This window comes from Paenibacillus sp. 3LSP, assembly GCF_032465655.1.
GTDB lineage: Bacteria > Bacillota > Bacilli > Paenibacillales > Paenibacillaceae > Fontibacillus > Fontibacillus barengoltzii.
The window spans coordinates 1-14780 of record NZ_JAWDJI010000194.1 but is presented as its reverse complement, the minus strand read 5'-3'; the positions used below and the strand labels follow the sequence as shown (position 1 = coordinate 14780).

General features: G+C 53.4%; 14 protein-coding genes. 8 read left to right on the top strand and 6 right to left on the bottom strand.

Annotation, left to right across the window (positions count from 1 at the left end; all coding sequences use genetic code 11):
• From RW092_RS16590 to RW092_RS16560, 7 genes are all read left to right on the top strand, one after another.
• A partial coding sequence (locus tag RW092_RS16590) for a dihydrodipicolinate synthase family protein (RefSeq protein WP_410055544.1) occupies nucleotides 1-688 on the top strand: 688 nt, incomplete at its 5' end.
• Nucleotides 689-747: 59 nt separating this feature from the next.
• On the top strand, nucleotides 748-2817 hold the full coding sequence (locus RW092_RS16585; protein WP_316010718.1) for an alginate lyase family protein: 2070 nt from the start codon (nucleotides 748-750) through the stop codon (nucleotides 2815-2817).
• 137 nt (nucleotides 2818-2954) lie between these two features.
• On the top strand, nucleotides 2955-4334 hold the full coding sequence (locus RW092_RS16580) for an ABC transporter substrate-binding protein (protein ID WP_316010717.1): 1380 nt from the start codon (nucleotides 2955-2957) through the stop codon (nucleotides 4332-4334).
• A 40-nt stretch (nucleotides 4335-4374) separates the two neighbouring features.
• Nucleotides 4375-5346, top strand: coding sequence for a carbohydrate ABC transporter permease (locus tag RW092_RS16575; RefSeq protein WP_316010720.1), 972 nt, complete (start codon nucleotides 4375-4377; stop codon nucleotides 5344-5346).
• Nucleotides 5343-6158, top strand: coding sequence for a carbohydrate ABC transporter permease (locus RW092_RS16570; RefSeq protein WP_016312586.1), 816 nt, complete (start codon nucleotides 5343-5345; stop codon nucleotides 6156-6158). Before RW092_RS16575 ends, RW092_RS16570 begins: the two co-directional genes overlap by 4 nt.
• Before the next feature lie 65 nt (nucleotides 6159-6223).
• Nucleotides 6224-7216 carry a Gfo/Idh/MocA family protein gene (locus RW092_RS16565; protein WP_016312585.1) on the top strand — a complete coding sequence of 331 codons (993 nt, stop codon included), beginning with the start codon at nucleotides 6224-6226 and terminating at the stop codon, nucleotides 7214-7216.
• Nucleotides 7206-8042, top strand: coding sequence for a sugar phosphate isomerase/epimerase family protein (locus RW092_RS16560; protein WP_316010716.1), 837 nt, complete (start codon nucleotides 7206-7208; stop codon nucleotides 8040-8042). Before RW092_RS16565 ends, RW092_RS16560 begins: the two co-directional genes overlap by 11 nt.
• 326 nt (nucleotides 8043-8368) lie before the next feature.
• On the opposite strand, the gene RW092_RS16555 is transcribed toward RW092_RS16560, so the two are convergent.
• From RW092_RS16555 to RW092_RS16540, 4 genes are all read right to left on the bottom strand, one after another.
• On the bottom strand, nucleotides 8369-8590 hold the full coding sequence (locus RW092_RS16555) for a hypothetical protein (RefSeq protein ID WP_316010715.1): 222 nt from the start codon (nucleotides 8588-8590) through the stop codon (nucleotides 8369-8371).
• 54 nt (nucleotides 8591-8644) lie between these two features.
• Nucleotides 8645-9091 carry an iron chelate uptake ABC transporter family permease subunit gene (locus RW092_RS16550; RefSeq protein ID WP_316010714.1) on the bottom strand — a complete coding sequence of 149 codons (447 nt, stop codon included), beginning with the start codon at nucleotides 9089-9091 and terminating at the stop codon, nucleotides 8645-8647.
• A 77-nt stretch (nucleotides 9092-9168) separates the two neighbouring features.
• Nucleotides 9169-10182, bottom strand: a complete 1014-nt coding sequence (locus tag RW092_RS16545) for a FecCD family ABC transporter permease (RefSeq protein ID WP_316010713.1) — start codon at nucleotides 10180-10182, stop codon at nucleotides 9169-9171.
• 77 nt (nucleotides 10183-10259) lie between these two features.
• Complete coding sequence (locus RW092_RS16540) at nucleotides 10260-11273, bottom strand: ABC transporter substrate-binding protein (protein ID WP_316010712.1); 1014 nt, start codon at nucleotides 11271-11273, stop codon at nucleotides 10260-10262.
• A 232-nt stretch (nucleotides 11274-11505) separates the two neighbouring features.
• On the opposite strand from RW092_RS16540, the gene RW092_RS16535 reads away from it, so the two are divergent.
• Complete coding sequence (locus tag RW092_RS16535) at nucleotides 11506-12600, top strand: glycerol dehydrogenase (protein WP_260069704.1); 1095 nt, start codon at nucleotides 11506-11508, stop codon at nucleotides 12598-12600.
• A gap of 231 nt (nucleotides 12601-12831) precedes the next feature.
• Here RW092_RS16535 and RW092_RS16530 read toward each other — a convergent pair whose 3' ends face one another.
• Nucleotides 12832-13869: a protein-glutamate methylesterase/protein-glutamine glutaminase gene (locus tag RW092_RS16530; RefSeq protein WP_316010711.1), complete on the bottom strand. Its 1038-nt coding sequence runs from the start codon at nucleotides 13867-13869 to the stop codon at nucleotides 12832-12834.
• Nucleotides 13866-14531 carry a CheR family methyltransferase gene (locus tag RW092_RS16525; RefSeq protein ID WP_316010719.1) on the bottom strand — a complete coding sequence of 222 codons (666 nt, stop codon included), beginning with the start codon at nucleotides 14529-14531 and terminating at the stop codon, nucleotides 13866-13868. Before RW092_RS16525 ends, RW092_RS16530 begins: the two co-directional genes overlap by 4 nt.
• Between the last annotated feature and the right edge of the window lie 249 nt (nucleotides 14532-14780).

Here is a 14780-nt window from a genome sequence, read left to right as displayed (position 1 = left end):
TTGCAGCGAGGCGGAGCTGATCCGCCGCACGGAAGCGATCTCGGCGGTGCTTCCCGTCTGCGGATTTTATTTGCAGCCGTCCGTGGGGGGCAGGCGGCTGAGCTTTGCGTTTTGGCGCGAACTCGCCGAGCTGCCGGGAGTGAAGGCGATCAAAATCGCTCCCTTCAACCGTTACCAAACGCTGGATGTCGTACGGGCGGTATGCGAATCGAGCCGCCGGGATGACATTGCCTTGTACACGGGCAATGACGATAACATCGTGGCCGACTTGCTTACGGTCTATCAATGCCGCACTGCCGCGGGGGAAATGGTGGAGAAGCGGATCGTCGGCGGCCTGCTGGGCCACTGGGCTGTATGGACGTCCAAAGCAGTGGAGCTGCTGGAGGAGATCATCGCTCTCCGTGAAAGCGGAGCCCCGATTCCTTCGGAGCTGTTAACCCGTGGCATCCGAATTACGGATGCGAACGCGGCCTTTTTTGACGCGGCCAATGGGTTTAAGGGCTGTCTTCCCGGCATTCATGAAGTGCTGCGGCGCCAAGGCCTGCTGGCTGGAAGATGGTGTCTTGATCCGGAGGAAGAGCTGTCGCCGGGACAAATCGAAGAAATTGATCGCGTCTATCGCGCATATCCTGATCTTAATGATGATCCGTTTGTCCAAGCTGGGCTGCAACAGTGGTTAGGTCAGTAACATGTATGGCTTGAGAGCGGCTAAGATCCCTTAGCCGAACGAGGAGGCAAACAGAATCCATGGCACTAAAAAAGCAAGGAAGTTTGGAAACACCGCGTTTCTATTGGAATGAAGAGGATCGAACGTTTATCGTGGACGCCTGCCGCAAGCATTGGCCCGAGGAAGTGGAGCAAGTGTTGCACCGGGCTGACTTGGCTGCGCGGAACACGTTTATTTTCACCCATCGCTGGGATATGGAACGCTGCGAAGAGGAGGTAACCTTCGAGAACGGGATCAATTGGGATTACCGACATAACGAAGATTTGGAATGGCTGGTGATGCTGAACCGGGCGCGGTACATGGGCGAGCTGGGGCAAGCGTATTGGTTAACCGGCGAAGAATCGTACGCTCAGGCGTATATTCGTCTGCTGAAGGATTGGATGACGCAAAACCCGCTGACGGAAGCCGAAGTGCGGGAAAGCGTCGGACGGAGCTATAACGTCAAGGACACTTGGCGCAAGCTGGACAGCGGCATCCGAATTACCCACTGGCTCAAAGGCTATTATTGTGTACGCAGATCTAAACATTGGGGGACGGAAGAAGAAGCGTTATTCCTCGAAGCGATCCGTCGGCATGGCATGTATCTGAGCATCGCTTATACGTCGCATGACCGGCAAAGCAACTGGGGATTCCTCGAAACGAACGGCCTGTTTCAACTGGCGCTCTTGTTTCCTGAAGTGGAGGAAGCCGCAACCTGGCTGCAAACCGCGATTGAACGACTGGTTGAGATGTGTCAGCTCCAGGTTTATGATGATGGCCTGCAAAATGAACAAAGCAGCATGTACCACCATGAGGTGTTGCATTGCTTGTTTGAATCCGTATGGCTTGCAGAGCTTAATCGTATTTCGTTACCTTCGGTGCTGCACGATACCTTAAACCGCATGTTCACCGCCTCACTGACGATCGTTCAGCCGGATGGCCGCCAGCCGAACTTCAGCGACAGCGACAGCACGGATATCCGCGATGTGCTGGCGCGAGGGGCAGTACTGTACCGGCGGGGGGATCTGAAATCGCAAGCTTATTCCGTGCTGGATTACGATGGGATCTGGTATTTCACGCAAAAAGGGTTCGAGTTGTACGAGAAACTTGAAGTAAAAGCGCCGGACTTCGTCTCCAAAGAACTGACGCAAAGCGGGTATGCCTTCATGCGCAGCGATTGGCAGCGGACCGCCCGCTACCTCTGGTTTGATCACGGTCATATGGATGTGATTCGGGCCCACGGTCATGACGATGCCCTGCACATCAGCTTGTTTGCTTACGGCCGTGAGTTTCTGGTTGATCCGGGACGTTGCACCTATATGGAGAACCGGGATCGCCAATATTTTAAGGAATCGCTCCAGCATAATACGGTATCTGTCGACGGGCAGACGATTTCGGTATATGTGGATTCCTGGAAGTGGAACCATGTCGCCCGTTCACTGGGTCAGGTATGGCGGACCACGCCGGAATACGATTATGCCCAAGGGGGTCATGACGGCTATTGGCGCTTGCCCCATCCGGTTCAAGTGCTGCGGCAAATCTTATTCGTCAAGCCGGACTATTGGGTGGTCGTCGACACCTGCCGATCCCATGGGGATGCGGAGCATGCGTACGCGCTGCCCTTTCATTTGGCGGAAGGGCTTGAAGTGCGGTTTCAAGCGGACGGTCATCTCGTTATCGGAGACGCTGGCGGCGGCGAGGGACCCGTGCTGCGAATTTACCCGCTTGACCCGGTGAAGATCGACGTGGAACCCAGCTGGATTTCCCGGAACTATAACGAAAAAACATCATCCTGCAGAGTGATTCTTCGACAATCCGGACAAGGGTTTACGCAGTTTGTTACGGTGTTGTATCCCGCCCGGCGGCAGAGCGAGGCGCCGCCGGTCATCCGCCCGTTGGACGTACAGGACAGCTACGGCCGGGCCGTGCCCAAGGAACTGGCGACCGCCCTGTCGATCACCCATGACGGCGAGGAGGACGCGGTGTTATTTTCTCACCAGGGGCCCCGCAGTTATCAATTTGCCGGAGTTCACCTCTGCGGCGATGTGCTGCTGGTTCGCCGTTCTCATAAGGCGGCATCCCCCCTCCGATCGTATATCGTTAACGTCTAGTGCGCATGAATTTGGGGCGATTTAAGGACGTTGATCTCTAATTCAGCGTCCTTTACTTTGAAGATAACCACAACACCACTCTCATCGACATTCTTGAAAAAGCTTACACGGGGTGGAAATAAGCAAGGGGGATGGAAATGGCACGTCTGGGTAGAAAGCGGAAAAACATAGGGGCTATCGTCATATTGGCGTTCATGTTGGTCGTATCGGCTTGCTCCGGAGGAGGGAACGGGGCTCAATCCAGCAACGGCGGCGACGAGGGGCAACCGCAGAATCAGCCGCAGGAGACGACGGGCAAGCCGGTGGAGCTGAGACTAGGCTATTATTCCTCGGCACAAACCGATGCCAAGATGCAGGAGCTGATCGCCAAATTTCAGGAGAAGCATCCGAATATTAAGATCAAGACGGAGTCTTCACCGTATAATCAGTTCTTCCAGAAGCTAGATACACAAATCGCCGCTGAGAGCGCGCCAGACCTCTGGTTATCCGATGGTGTGCTTGTCCCGAAATACGCGGAGCGCGGTGTTTTAAAGGATCTGACCGAATGGATTGAACGGGATTTGCAGAAGGACGACTATTACGGTCTCGACTTTAACAAAGACGCAAACGGGAAATATTGGGGGGTCCCGCAGGGCATTCAAATTGCGGTTCTCTACTATAACAAGGATATGTTTGATGAGGCGAAAGTGGAGTATCCAACCGAAGACTGGACCTGGGACGACCTCAAGGCAGCGGCGGAGAAGCTGACCAAGGATTCGAATGGCGTGTATGCGACCGATCCCGCTTTTGACCAAAACAAAGTGGCCCAATACGGCCTGACCTTCTTCAGCATTACGGAAGGTTGGATGACGGTGCTGAAATCTTACGGCGGCGGCGTGCTGGACGAAACGCTGACAAAGTCGATTATCAATACCCCGGAGAACAAGCAGGCGATGGAATGGATCGTAGACGGTATGCAGCGTGAGCTGTTAACCACACCTTCCGATTTAAAAAGCTTTCAGAGCAACATGGCCCCCTTCCCCAGCAAAGCGGCTGCAATGCGCATTGGGATCTACGCTCGCACGATTGACGCGAATGCGGCGGAGCTGAATTACGACGTGACCTTGCTGCCGAAGGGACCAGACGGCAAGCGGTTCTCCCCGGTGATCGCCAACTCCTGGGTAATTAATAAGAAGGCGGAAGGCGCCAAGGGCGAGGCCGCTTGGGAATGGGTGAAATATTGGGCCACCGAGGACGATGTGCAAAAAGAATGGGCCAGCTTAGGCGAAGCGGTACCGGTGAAAAAATCGGTGGCCAACTCCGAACAATTCTTAAGCGGCAAGCCCGACAACAAGCAGGCGTTCCTGGACAGCTTCGAATTCGCCGGAACGTTGGACGTGAACGCGGTCTGGAGCGAATGGGTCGGCAAATTTGGAGACAGCATCAACCGGGCTTTCGAAGGAGAGATCAGCGTCGATGAGGCGTTAACTCAGGCGGATAAGGATGTGCAGCAGGTGCTGGACGAATTTTATAAGTAATAAGCCGGGTTGTACATTTCCATAAGAAAGCGTGATGAACATGGTTGAAAAAACGGTGGAACTTCGGACGGGAGACTTGACGCAGGTAGAGTCTCCTCCGATTCGCAAAAGACGAAGTCGCTTGCATCATGACGGCAAATGGGGGCTCCTGATGGTGACCCCCTATATCATTCATTTTCTCGTGTTTGTATTCGGTTCGCTGCTAGCCTCCTTGTATTTCAGCTTCTCAGAGTATGACATCCTGAATCCTCCGAAATGGACCGGATTGGACAACTACACCAAGCTGCTGAACGAGCCGGTCTTCTGGAAGGCGCTGTGGAACACCGTCTATTTCACGATTTTGTTTGTGCCGTTGCAAACCTTTTTTGCTCTCGTTCTGGCGGTGGCGTTAAACCAGAAGCTGCGGGCGTTGAAGTTGTTTCGGCTGGCGCATTTTTTGCCGGTCATCTCCTCTTGGACGGTCATTATGTACGTATCGGATGCGGTGTTTAACCCGCGGTTTGGCTTTGCCAATTCACTGCTGCAAGCGATCGGCCTAAGTCCGCAAAAATGGCTCCAGGATGAGCATCTCGTCATCCCGCTGCTTGTGCTCATCGCGGTGTGGAAGGGCATTGGCTACATTATGGTGATCTATTTGGCCGGACTGCAAAACGTCCCCTCTGAGGTGTACGAGGCGGCTGAAATCGACGGAGCGGGGACGATCCAGAAGTTTCGCCGGATTACGGTTCCGCTCATTTCAAGCACGACCTTCCTGGTGCTGATCATGAGTACGATCTCGACGTTCCAGGCGTTTGAGCAAATCTACGTCATGACCGGCGGGGCGATGGATGCTTCGTCCGCAGGCGGGCCTAACAAAGCGAGTCTGGTGCTGATGATCTACTTGTATCAGGAGGGCTTCTCGTTCCTGCGCATGGGATATGCTTCCGCCATTGCCTGGGTGCTGTTCGTGATTCTGTTCTTGCTGACGGTCGTCCAAATGACGCTGCAGAAAAAGTGGGTGCATTACGAATGAAGAAGAAAAAAATTGCCGGTTACCTCGTTATCATTTGCAGCTCGTTGATTATGTTCCTGCCTTTTCTGACGACCGTGTTTAACTCCTTAAAAAGCTATGCCCAATACACCAAATTTCCACCGGAATGGCTGCCATCGCCGGTACAGTGGAGCAATTATGCCGAAGTGTGGAAGCTTGGTTCGTTTGGTCAGTATACGATGAATAGTGTGATCATCACGGTGCTGTCGGTGATTGGCGCGCTGATCTCCTGCTCGATGGTGGCGTTCGCGTTTGCCCGGCTCAAGTTTCCTTTCAAAAATACCCTGTTCCTTGTCGTTCTCGGCACCATGATGATTCCGCCGGTCGTTCTGATCATTCCGCAGTTCGTCATTTTCAAGTCGCTGCATTTACTTGATACGCTGACGCCGCTCTGGATTATCGAATGGCTGGCCCAGCCGTTTGGTATTTTTCTGATGCGGCAAGCCTTTCTGGGCATCCCTCGGGATTATGAGGAGTCGGCCCGGCTGGACGGCTGCAACCCGATGCAAATTTATTGGCGGATCTTTATGCCGATGTGTAAGCCTACCTTCGCGACGTTAGCTGTATTCACGTTTATGACGAAGTGGAACGAAATATTGTCTCCGGCGATCTTCTTAACCTCGAAAGAAAACTTTACGCTTCCGATCGGCATTTTGTCGATGGCTGGCCAATGGTCGGGTAATGAACAATATATGGTCGCCGCCGCGTTGATGAGCCTGATCCCGATCCTGCTCGTTTTCTTGTTTGCGGAGAAATATTTTGTGCAAGGCAGTAATTCTGCTGGCATTAAGTAGGGCAGCGGAATTCTGCCAAGGCAGTAATTCTGCTGGCATTAAGTAGGGTGAAAAGGAGTGAGCTTATGCGTTACCGGGTTGCATTGATCGGGGCCGGCGGCATTGCGCGCCATCATTTGGACGCGATTCGGCAGCTGGGGCCGGAGCGGCTGACTGCGGTGGCGGTAGCGGAGCCGGATGAGAGCAGGGGGCGGGCCGTGGCAAAGGAATACGCCTTAAGATGGTACGACGACTATCGGGAGTTGATCATTCAGGAACAGCCGGACATCGCCATTATTGCACTGCCGCACCATCTGCACGAGGACTGTGCCGTCTTCTGCGCGGCGAACGGCAGCCATCTGCTGCTGGAGAAGCCGATGGCACTAACCTCCGCGTCCTGCGACGTTATTCTAAACGCAGTGAAGGAAGCGGGCGTCACGCTCTTGGTCGGGCACACACAGCACTATTTGCCAGCGAATCGGCAAGCGAAGGCCCTGATCGAAAGCGGGCGGTTGGGCAAGCTGGTGGCCATTCACGACACTCGGCATAAGTCCTACTTCGAGGAAGACAGGCCGCGTTGGTTCATGGAGAAGGAGAAGGCTGGAGGCGGCATCCTGATGAATTTAGGCGCCCACTCGGTCGACAAAATCCAGTGGCTCACTGGCAGCCGGATAACCAAGGTCAAGGCAGTCCTAAGCTACGAAGCACCCATCGGCAATGTGGAAGGCAGCGGTGTAGTCCTGGCAGAAACGGAAGGCGGCCTCGGTGCAGTGATCGTACAATCCGGTTATCCCGGCGTGGCGAAAGATGAGACGGAGTTGATTTTTACTGGCGGAATGGCCAGGCTGGTTTCTCACCAGGGACTATGGATCAGCCGTGACGGGCACTACGAGCTGACGGAGGATTTCAAGCCCGAAGACGCTAAAGAGCCGTTCGCCGCACAGCTGGATGATCTGCTGGAGGCGATTGAGCATCGCGCTGAGCCGGAGTGCTCCGGTGAATACGCCAAATCGGTGATTTCTGTTCTGGAGGCGGTGTACCGATCGCAGGAGGAGGGGGCGGAGCAGGTTGATCAATAACGCAGGAACCCCCGCGATGAAGTTCAGCATCTGCTCCACCGGACTCAAAGGGATGATCCTCGAAAAGGTGCTGGAAGCAGCAACCCAACTGCAGCTTCACGGCGTTGAGTTGTGGGACGGTCATCTTGAGGCGTATTTGGACAACGGCGGCTCGCTTCCTGAGCTAAGGCAGCAGCTCACAGCGCACCGGCTTGTTGTGCCGGCAATCAGCACATATGCTGCTTTTTCCAAAGGCGAACGGGCTTCGGATCAAGATCTTCAGAATATCCAAAGGGCAGCGCGCTGGGCGGCCGAGCTGGAATGCCCCAGGGTCCGTGCGTTCGCCGGTCACCTGCCCTCTTGTAAGGCAGATGCTATGTTATGGCAGCAAGTCCAATCCGGGTTGTGTGCCGCCTCGGAGGTTTGCTCGCAGCTTGGCATTCGCCTGGCTGTCGAAACGCATAACAATACGCTGGCTGATACCGAAGAGAGTATCGCTGCATTGCTCGAGCTTGGCGGACTGGTTGTGGAGCTGATTTACGACGGGTTTAATTTTTTCGTGGATCAGTTGGATCCGCTGCCGGCCCTAGAGAAGTTTTACCCCCGAATCACGCATGTCCATGTCAAAAACTACAAGTGGAACCACCACGACTGGGCTCAAAGCGTCCCCGTTCCCGTGCTGCAGGGAGACAGCGACCAGCGTGCGATTCTGCAAAGGCTGGTGGAGCTGGAGTATGGCGGATTCGTCTCGTTTGAATATTTTGGCGATCAGGTCTTGGAGTTAACGTGGTTGTCCTATCTCGAAGTGACACATCAATTCTTCGGCGGAGGTGCATATCGTCCGTGAATCTGAATGTCGCAGTGATTGGTCCAAGTGATCTGGTGGATAAGGTCGTCGAAGTGGGCAGCGTGTTTCAGGAGTTCACGATGATTCCAACTCCCTATTCGCATGAGCAGGAAACGTTAGAGGTCGTCGCCCGCGTCCGGGAGCAGGCGGACATTCTGTTATTTACGGGACCGATCCCCTATCATCTCGCGCTGGATCGTGAACCTGGCGTTCCGATGCTGCATGTGCAATATTCCGGGACGGCGTTATATAAGGTGTTGTTTGATTTTTATCGGAGCCGCTTGTTCGATCTGGAGGAGGAAATCCGCATCAGTGCAGACGTGCTCTTACAGCATGAATTGGAGGAACAACTCGATGAGCTGGGACTGCTGCATCGGCGAATTTATGTCAAACCGTACAGTACGGGAATCCATCATGAAGATTTGATCGCCTTTCACTACGATCTGTGGAGCCGGGGACTCGTTCATGCCACTGTGACTTGCCTCACCTCCGTCTATCAGCAACTGGTCGAGCTTGGCATCCCCGCCTTTCGCGTCGTGCCTACGCAATCCGCGATTCGCGACGCCTTGAATCGGGCGTTATTGGAGGGGAAGAGCCTGCGGCTATCCAGCAACCAAATGGCCATCGGCATTTTGAGCATCGATCACTATGAGCGAGTGGTGAAAGAGGCAGCTTCGGATTACGAAATTCAGCGAAGCCGTAATGGCGCCGGCAACCGCGAACGCCGGCAGCAGCTTGATGCTGAGCGCGTCTCCCAGCAGCGAGACGAAACCGACCGCCGCCACCGCCGCGCCTCCGGTGATGCCGATGACATCCGGAGATGCGAGCGGGTTGCGGATGACCCCCTGCAGGATGGCGCCGGACATGCCCAGCGCTGCGCCGACAAGCAGGGACAGCAGCACCCGCGGCAGTCTCAGCGTGAGCACGACGAAATCATGCTCCCCGGCGTTTAGCCCCAAGATCGTCCGGAGCACTTCCAGCGGAGACAGGATGTCGCCGCCTAGGCTTGGTCCGGCCACAGCGGCGAGCAGAACCAGGACGGCTAGCATGGCAATGGCGAGCGCCGCCTTGCGCTCGATCAGGAAAGATACGGTATCTTTTTTGCTGCGAACCATGATCGTTTCCTTCATATCTTCGTCACCCCCTTGCGGGCGATATAGATGAAGAACGGCCCGCCAATCAAGGCGGTCACGACGCCAAGCGGAAGTTCGTCCGGCAGAATGACCAACCGGGCGGCTACATCGGACCATAGCAGCAGTACCGCTCCCCCTACGAGCGAGTAAGGAATGAGCCAGCGATAGTCGTTCCCGACCAGGGCGCGCATCATATGGGGCACGATGAGTCCGACGAGACCGATCGAGCCGGCGACGGCCACCGAACCTCCGGCAAGAAGCACAATGACGGCCCCCATCAGCGTTTTGACCAGCACGACGTTCTGCCCCATGCCTTTGGCAATATCATCGCCGGTCAACATCAGGTTGATCGCCCGGCCCATGAAGAGAGCGGTTAGCACCGCCAAAGCCATATACGGCAGAACCGGATAGAGCATCTCCAGCGTCCGCCCGCTGACGGAGCCGGCCAGCCAGAACAGCACATCCTCTAGCCCCGTCCCGTCCAGAACGAGCACGGCCTGCGTGAAGGATGAGAACAAAGCCGTAATCGCCGTGCCCGCCAGCACGATTTTGATCGGCGTTAAGCCGTCCCGCCCGATGGAGCCGAGCGCATAGACGATCACCGCCGCAATCGCCGCTCCGGCAAAGCCGAACCACATCATCGCCTTTAACGAGGACACCGACAGCAGCACGACCGCCAGCACGATGAAAAAAATCGCTCCGGCGTTAATCCCGAACACACTCGGCGACGCCAGCGAATTGCGGGTCAATGCCTGCATGAGCGCTCCGGCAACCGCCAGGCCGGCCCCTACGACAGCGGCAATAACCGTCCGCGGTAGCCGCTCGGTATGCAGTACGATATGTTCGACGGATTCTTCGTCATAATTCCTGAACGCCTCCACCGCCGTGGAAATCGTAATTTCCGTGCGGCCGAAGATCATGCTGGCGGCACATGACGCAACAAGCAGAACGAGCAGCGCCGCCAGCCCCAACAGCTTCGATTTTTCCCGTGCAAAAAGCGGAAACATTTCCTCACTCTTTCTTCTTCGTCATTTAAAATGCGGCAAAAAGCCTGCCTGTTCAAGGCAGGCCTTCCTGCTTGCGATTAATTCAGCTCGAAATATTCGTACAGATCGTCGAGCAGCATATTGGCCGTCTTGTAGCCGCCGGCGCTGTTCCACACCACTTCGTCCACCTGAACGAGCTTGCCGTTCTTAACTGCGTCCAGATTGGCCCATAGCTTGCTCTTCGTCCATTCCTCATAGTTTTTCTGAATCGCTTCGGTATCGGTGCCGGAATTGAAGTTGAAGATGATGTCGGCATTCATATCCGGGATGCTCTCTTTGGAAGCGAGTTGAACGCCCCAGATGTCTTGATCATGTCCGGGAGGTCTTGTAAAGCCAAGCTCTTTGAGAATTTTCCCCGCGTAGCCCATATAGAAAATCCGTACCTGATCGGCTCTGAAATTGGTGATCGTTACCTCGATCGGCAAGCGGTCGCCCATCTTCTGCTTGAAGTCGGCTACTCTCGCATCCCAATCGGCGAGCAACTGATCGGATTTGTCCTTGAGATTCAACGCCTCACCTGCCGTCTTCAGCGTTTCTTTCCAGTCAAAAAGCGTTTCCGTCATGACCGTCGGTGCGATTTGCGACAACTGTTCGTAAACATCCTCGTGCCGCGTCTTCGTGGCAATGATCAGATCAGGCTGAAGTTTATGTATCTCTTCCAGATTCGGCTGCGTCTCTTGACCGACGATCGCTACGCCCTCCAGATCGGCCCGCAAATATTCGTAGATAGGCTGCTGCACCCAGGATTCCACCACGCCGACCGGCTTCACTCCAAGCGAAACGGCCACATCGGTGGCTCCCTGGAACAAGGTTACGATCCTTTTAGGCGTTCCTTTGATCTCCGTTTCGCCCATGGCGTGCTTGACGACCCGGATCTCTTCCCCAGCCGCGTCCGTTCCGCCGCTCTTCGCTTGATTCGAATCGACGGCTGCGCCAGCCTGGCTGCCGGTATCGGAAGTCCCTTTTGCCAGTCCGCCGGCTGCGCAGCCGACCAAAGCGGCGATCATCAAAATAAGGATCATACTTAGAAACGTTTTGCTGAATTTCAACATAATTCCCCTTCTCCCCCTATTGTTTGTCCTAAATGATATTGAAACTCATTATCAATTAGGATTGTAATGGGGAAGGGAGATTTTTCAAGCAATTTATTTAAAATTTTATAAACTCTTTTCTAAAGGGCGCCTTTCCCCGTCTGTTATGTTATTATGTTAAAAATGCATATTCTTCCAAGCGCAGGCGATATTAATGAAAGATGAATTTATAATGTTGCAGGAGGAGAGCTACATGGCAAACATCGTTTTTGTTTCACCCAACAAGTATATCCAAGGTCAAGGCGCTTTGCGGGATTTGGGGAAATACGTCAAAGCGTTGGGACGTAAACCGCTCGTGATCGCCGATGATGTCGTTTGGCGCATTACCCAAGAAACGGTGACCCAAAGCTTATCGTCGGAGCAGATTGAACATCATTTTGTTTTATTCAACGGCGAAGCCTCCGTTAATGAAATACGCCGTATTGCCGAGGAAGGACAAGCGCAATCGGTTGATTTTGTCATCGGGATAGGCGGAGGCAAAACGCTGGATACCTCCAAAGTCGTGGCGGATGAGCTTAAGACTAAAGTGGTGATTGTCCCGACAACGGCTTCGACCGACGCACCGACCAGCGCTCTCTCCGTCATTTACAGCGACGAAGGCGTGTTCGAGTCCTACCGGTTCTTCAACAAAAATCCCGATCTCGTCCTGGTCGACACCGCCATCGTGGCCAAAGCTCCGGCCCGCTTGTTCGCTTCCGGCATTGCCGACGCGATGGCGACATGGATTGAAGTGCGCGCTACGGTCAAAAGCGGCGGCACCGCGATGTCCGGCGGGAAACCTAGCATCGCCGCGCAAGCCATCGCCAAGGCATGCGAAGAAACATTGTTCCAATACGGAATTCCCGCCTATAAAGCCGTGCAAAAAGGGTTGGTGACCAAGCACGTCGAAGCGGTGATCGAAGCCAATACGCTGCTGTCTGGTCTTGGGTTTGAAAGCGGCGGCCTAGCGGGCGCGCATGCGATTCATAACGGATTGACGGTGTTGTCCGGCGAAATCCATCATTTAACGCATGGCGAAAAAGTAGCTTACGGAACGCTTGTTCAGTTGGTGCTTGAGCTTCACCCCGAAGAGGAGATCGTTAAGTACATTAACTTTTACCGGGAGCTCGGTCTACCGACAACTTTAGAGGAACTGCATTTGGAGAATGTGACTTTTGAGGAGCTGCTGAAAGTCGGCGAGGCCGCCACGGCGCCGAATGAAACGATGAACAACCTTTCCCGTGAAATCACGGCAGAACAAGTGGCCAACGCCATTTTGGCCGTGGATGTTTTAAGCAAACGGAATTGATGCGATTGTTTTCGTCCGCCGGAAATCCCGGCGGGCGAAAAATCACATTTTTATACGTACCGATCAACGTTGATCTTGAACGATTTCACTCCACTCCCGCCGAATCTGATGTATCGATTTGCTCCAATTTGCGGATAATTTCCTCGATTTCTTCAGGTGTGAGGATTTCCTTTTCTTTTTCCATATTTAGAACCTCCTTGCAATGTTACCGAGTCATGAACAGAAATCGTCCTAAATAAAAGATAGGATCTCTTGATAAATATGAGGCAAAGCGACTTGCCGGTCGGCGTATCCCGCCTCATAAACCACTTTAGGCATTCCATAGACGATACACGATTCTTCGGATTCAACGATCACATGACCTTGTTGCCGCTTCACTTCACCGCAGCCGATTAACCCGTCCGACCCCATTCCGGTAAGAATAACGGCCAACAAGCGATCGCGGTAAATCGGAGCTGCGGACTGAAGCGAAACATCAATCGACGGCTTGTACAATCTGCCGTCATCCTCTACGATTTTGAGAATCGTCTTTCCGTCATTTGTTTTTTGAAACAAGGCTTGATACCCCGCAGGCGCAATATAGATAACCCCTGGCTTCACAACATCGCCATCCCCCGCTTCTTTCACCTGCAAATTACAAATGGTGTTGAAACGGTCCGCCAACGGTTTGGTAAATCCCGGCGGCATATGCTGGATAACGACAATTCCCGCAGGAAAGTCGGTTGTAAACCGGGGCAGAATGGATTGGATAGCCGACGGTCCGCCTGTAGAGCATCCGATCATAAGCAGTTCAACGGCAGCGGCCCCCTTTCTCTTTTTTTCTGCCGCTATTTCTTTCGCAGACGCAATATGGTTTCTGATCGGCAATTTCGCGCTGGCGGCGGCCTTTACCCTCATCAGAAAATCGTCTATCATTTTCGGATCGATCGGGTCCTTGATCAAAGAGCTTTTCGGGAAAAAATCTACCGCGCCCAATTGCAACGCCGTTAGCGTTGCTTCTGCTCCTTTGCTGGTCAGTTCGCTCAGCATCACGACCGATACCGGATGATGCTTCATGATGAATTCCAAGGCGGTGATTCCGTCCATCTCCGGCATTTCCACATCCATCGTAACGAAGTCCGGTTTGAAACGCTCTATCTTTTCGATGGCTTCAAGGCCGTTGCGGGCGATTCCCACGATAAAAAAATCAGGATCCTTCTCGAACAAGGTGCTGATCGCCTTCCTCATAAAGGCGGAATCATCGACGATGAGCACACCGTACCGACTCAATTCGCTTTGCCTCCCTGTGATAAAGTCTCGTCCAAATGATGAACTCCCGAATCATTGCTCCGCTTTCGGTAGTAAAATGTCGAATGAGCATGAATCGTCTCGAAATTGGTGTTCATGCCTGTGAGCGTTTCGGCATGTCCCAGAAATAAATAGCCCCCCGGATTTAATAAACGGTCAAACTTCGCTATGACCCGTCGCGTGGCTTCCGAATCGAAATAAATGAGCACATTTCTGCAAAAAAGGATATCGACTTTTTCGACCGGCGCCAAATCCTGGTCATTTAAGAGATTCGCATACCGGAATTCAATCCTGTCTTTGATGAAGCCCTTGATTTGAAATCCATCATCTTGCGGAATAAAATACCTGTCCAACATCTCCTTAGGAGTCCGGCGGAAGCATAACGAATTCTTAGGGTACCACCCGCGTCTTGCGATTTGCAGAACCTTTCGATTAATGTCGGTTGCAATGATATGTACAGACTTTAGCGGTACAATGCCTGATTCTGCGATGGTCATCGCCAAGCTGTAAGGTTCTTCTCCCGTGGAGCACGCGGCGCTCCAAATCCGAATACATTTTTTATCACGGAATTGGGGAAGAATCACATGGCTCAATTCATTGAGCTGACTCTCTTCACGAAAAAAATAGGTTTCGTTGTTCGTAATGACTCAACTTTCGCACCTAGAAAATCAATGTAAAACCAGTTGTAGAACGGTCTTACGGTCTGTTGAATAGCCAGCTTGCCAAAATAGAAAAACACCACTTCGTTTGGTAAAGTGAGAGTGTCAAGCCATCACTACCAGACAGAAGAGGTGTCTTCCATCATGATAGACCATCAGCCCGATCTGAATCAACTGCCCGCGATCACTCAGTTAAAATGTTACTAAAGAGGCATCGGTTCACTCACATCGAAA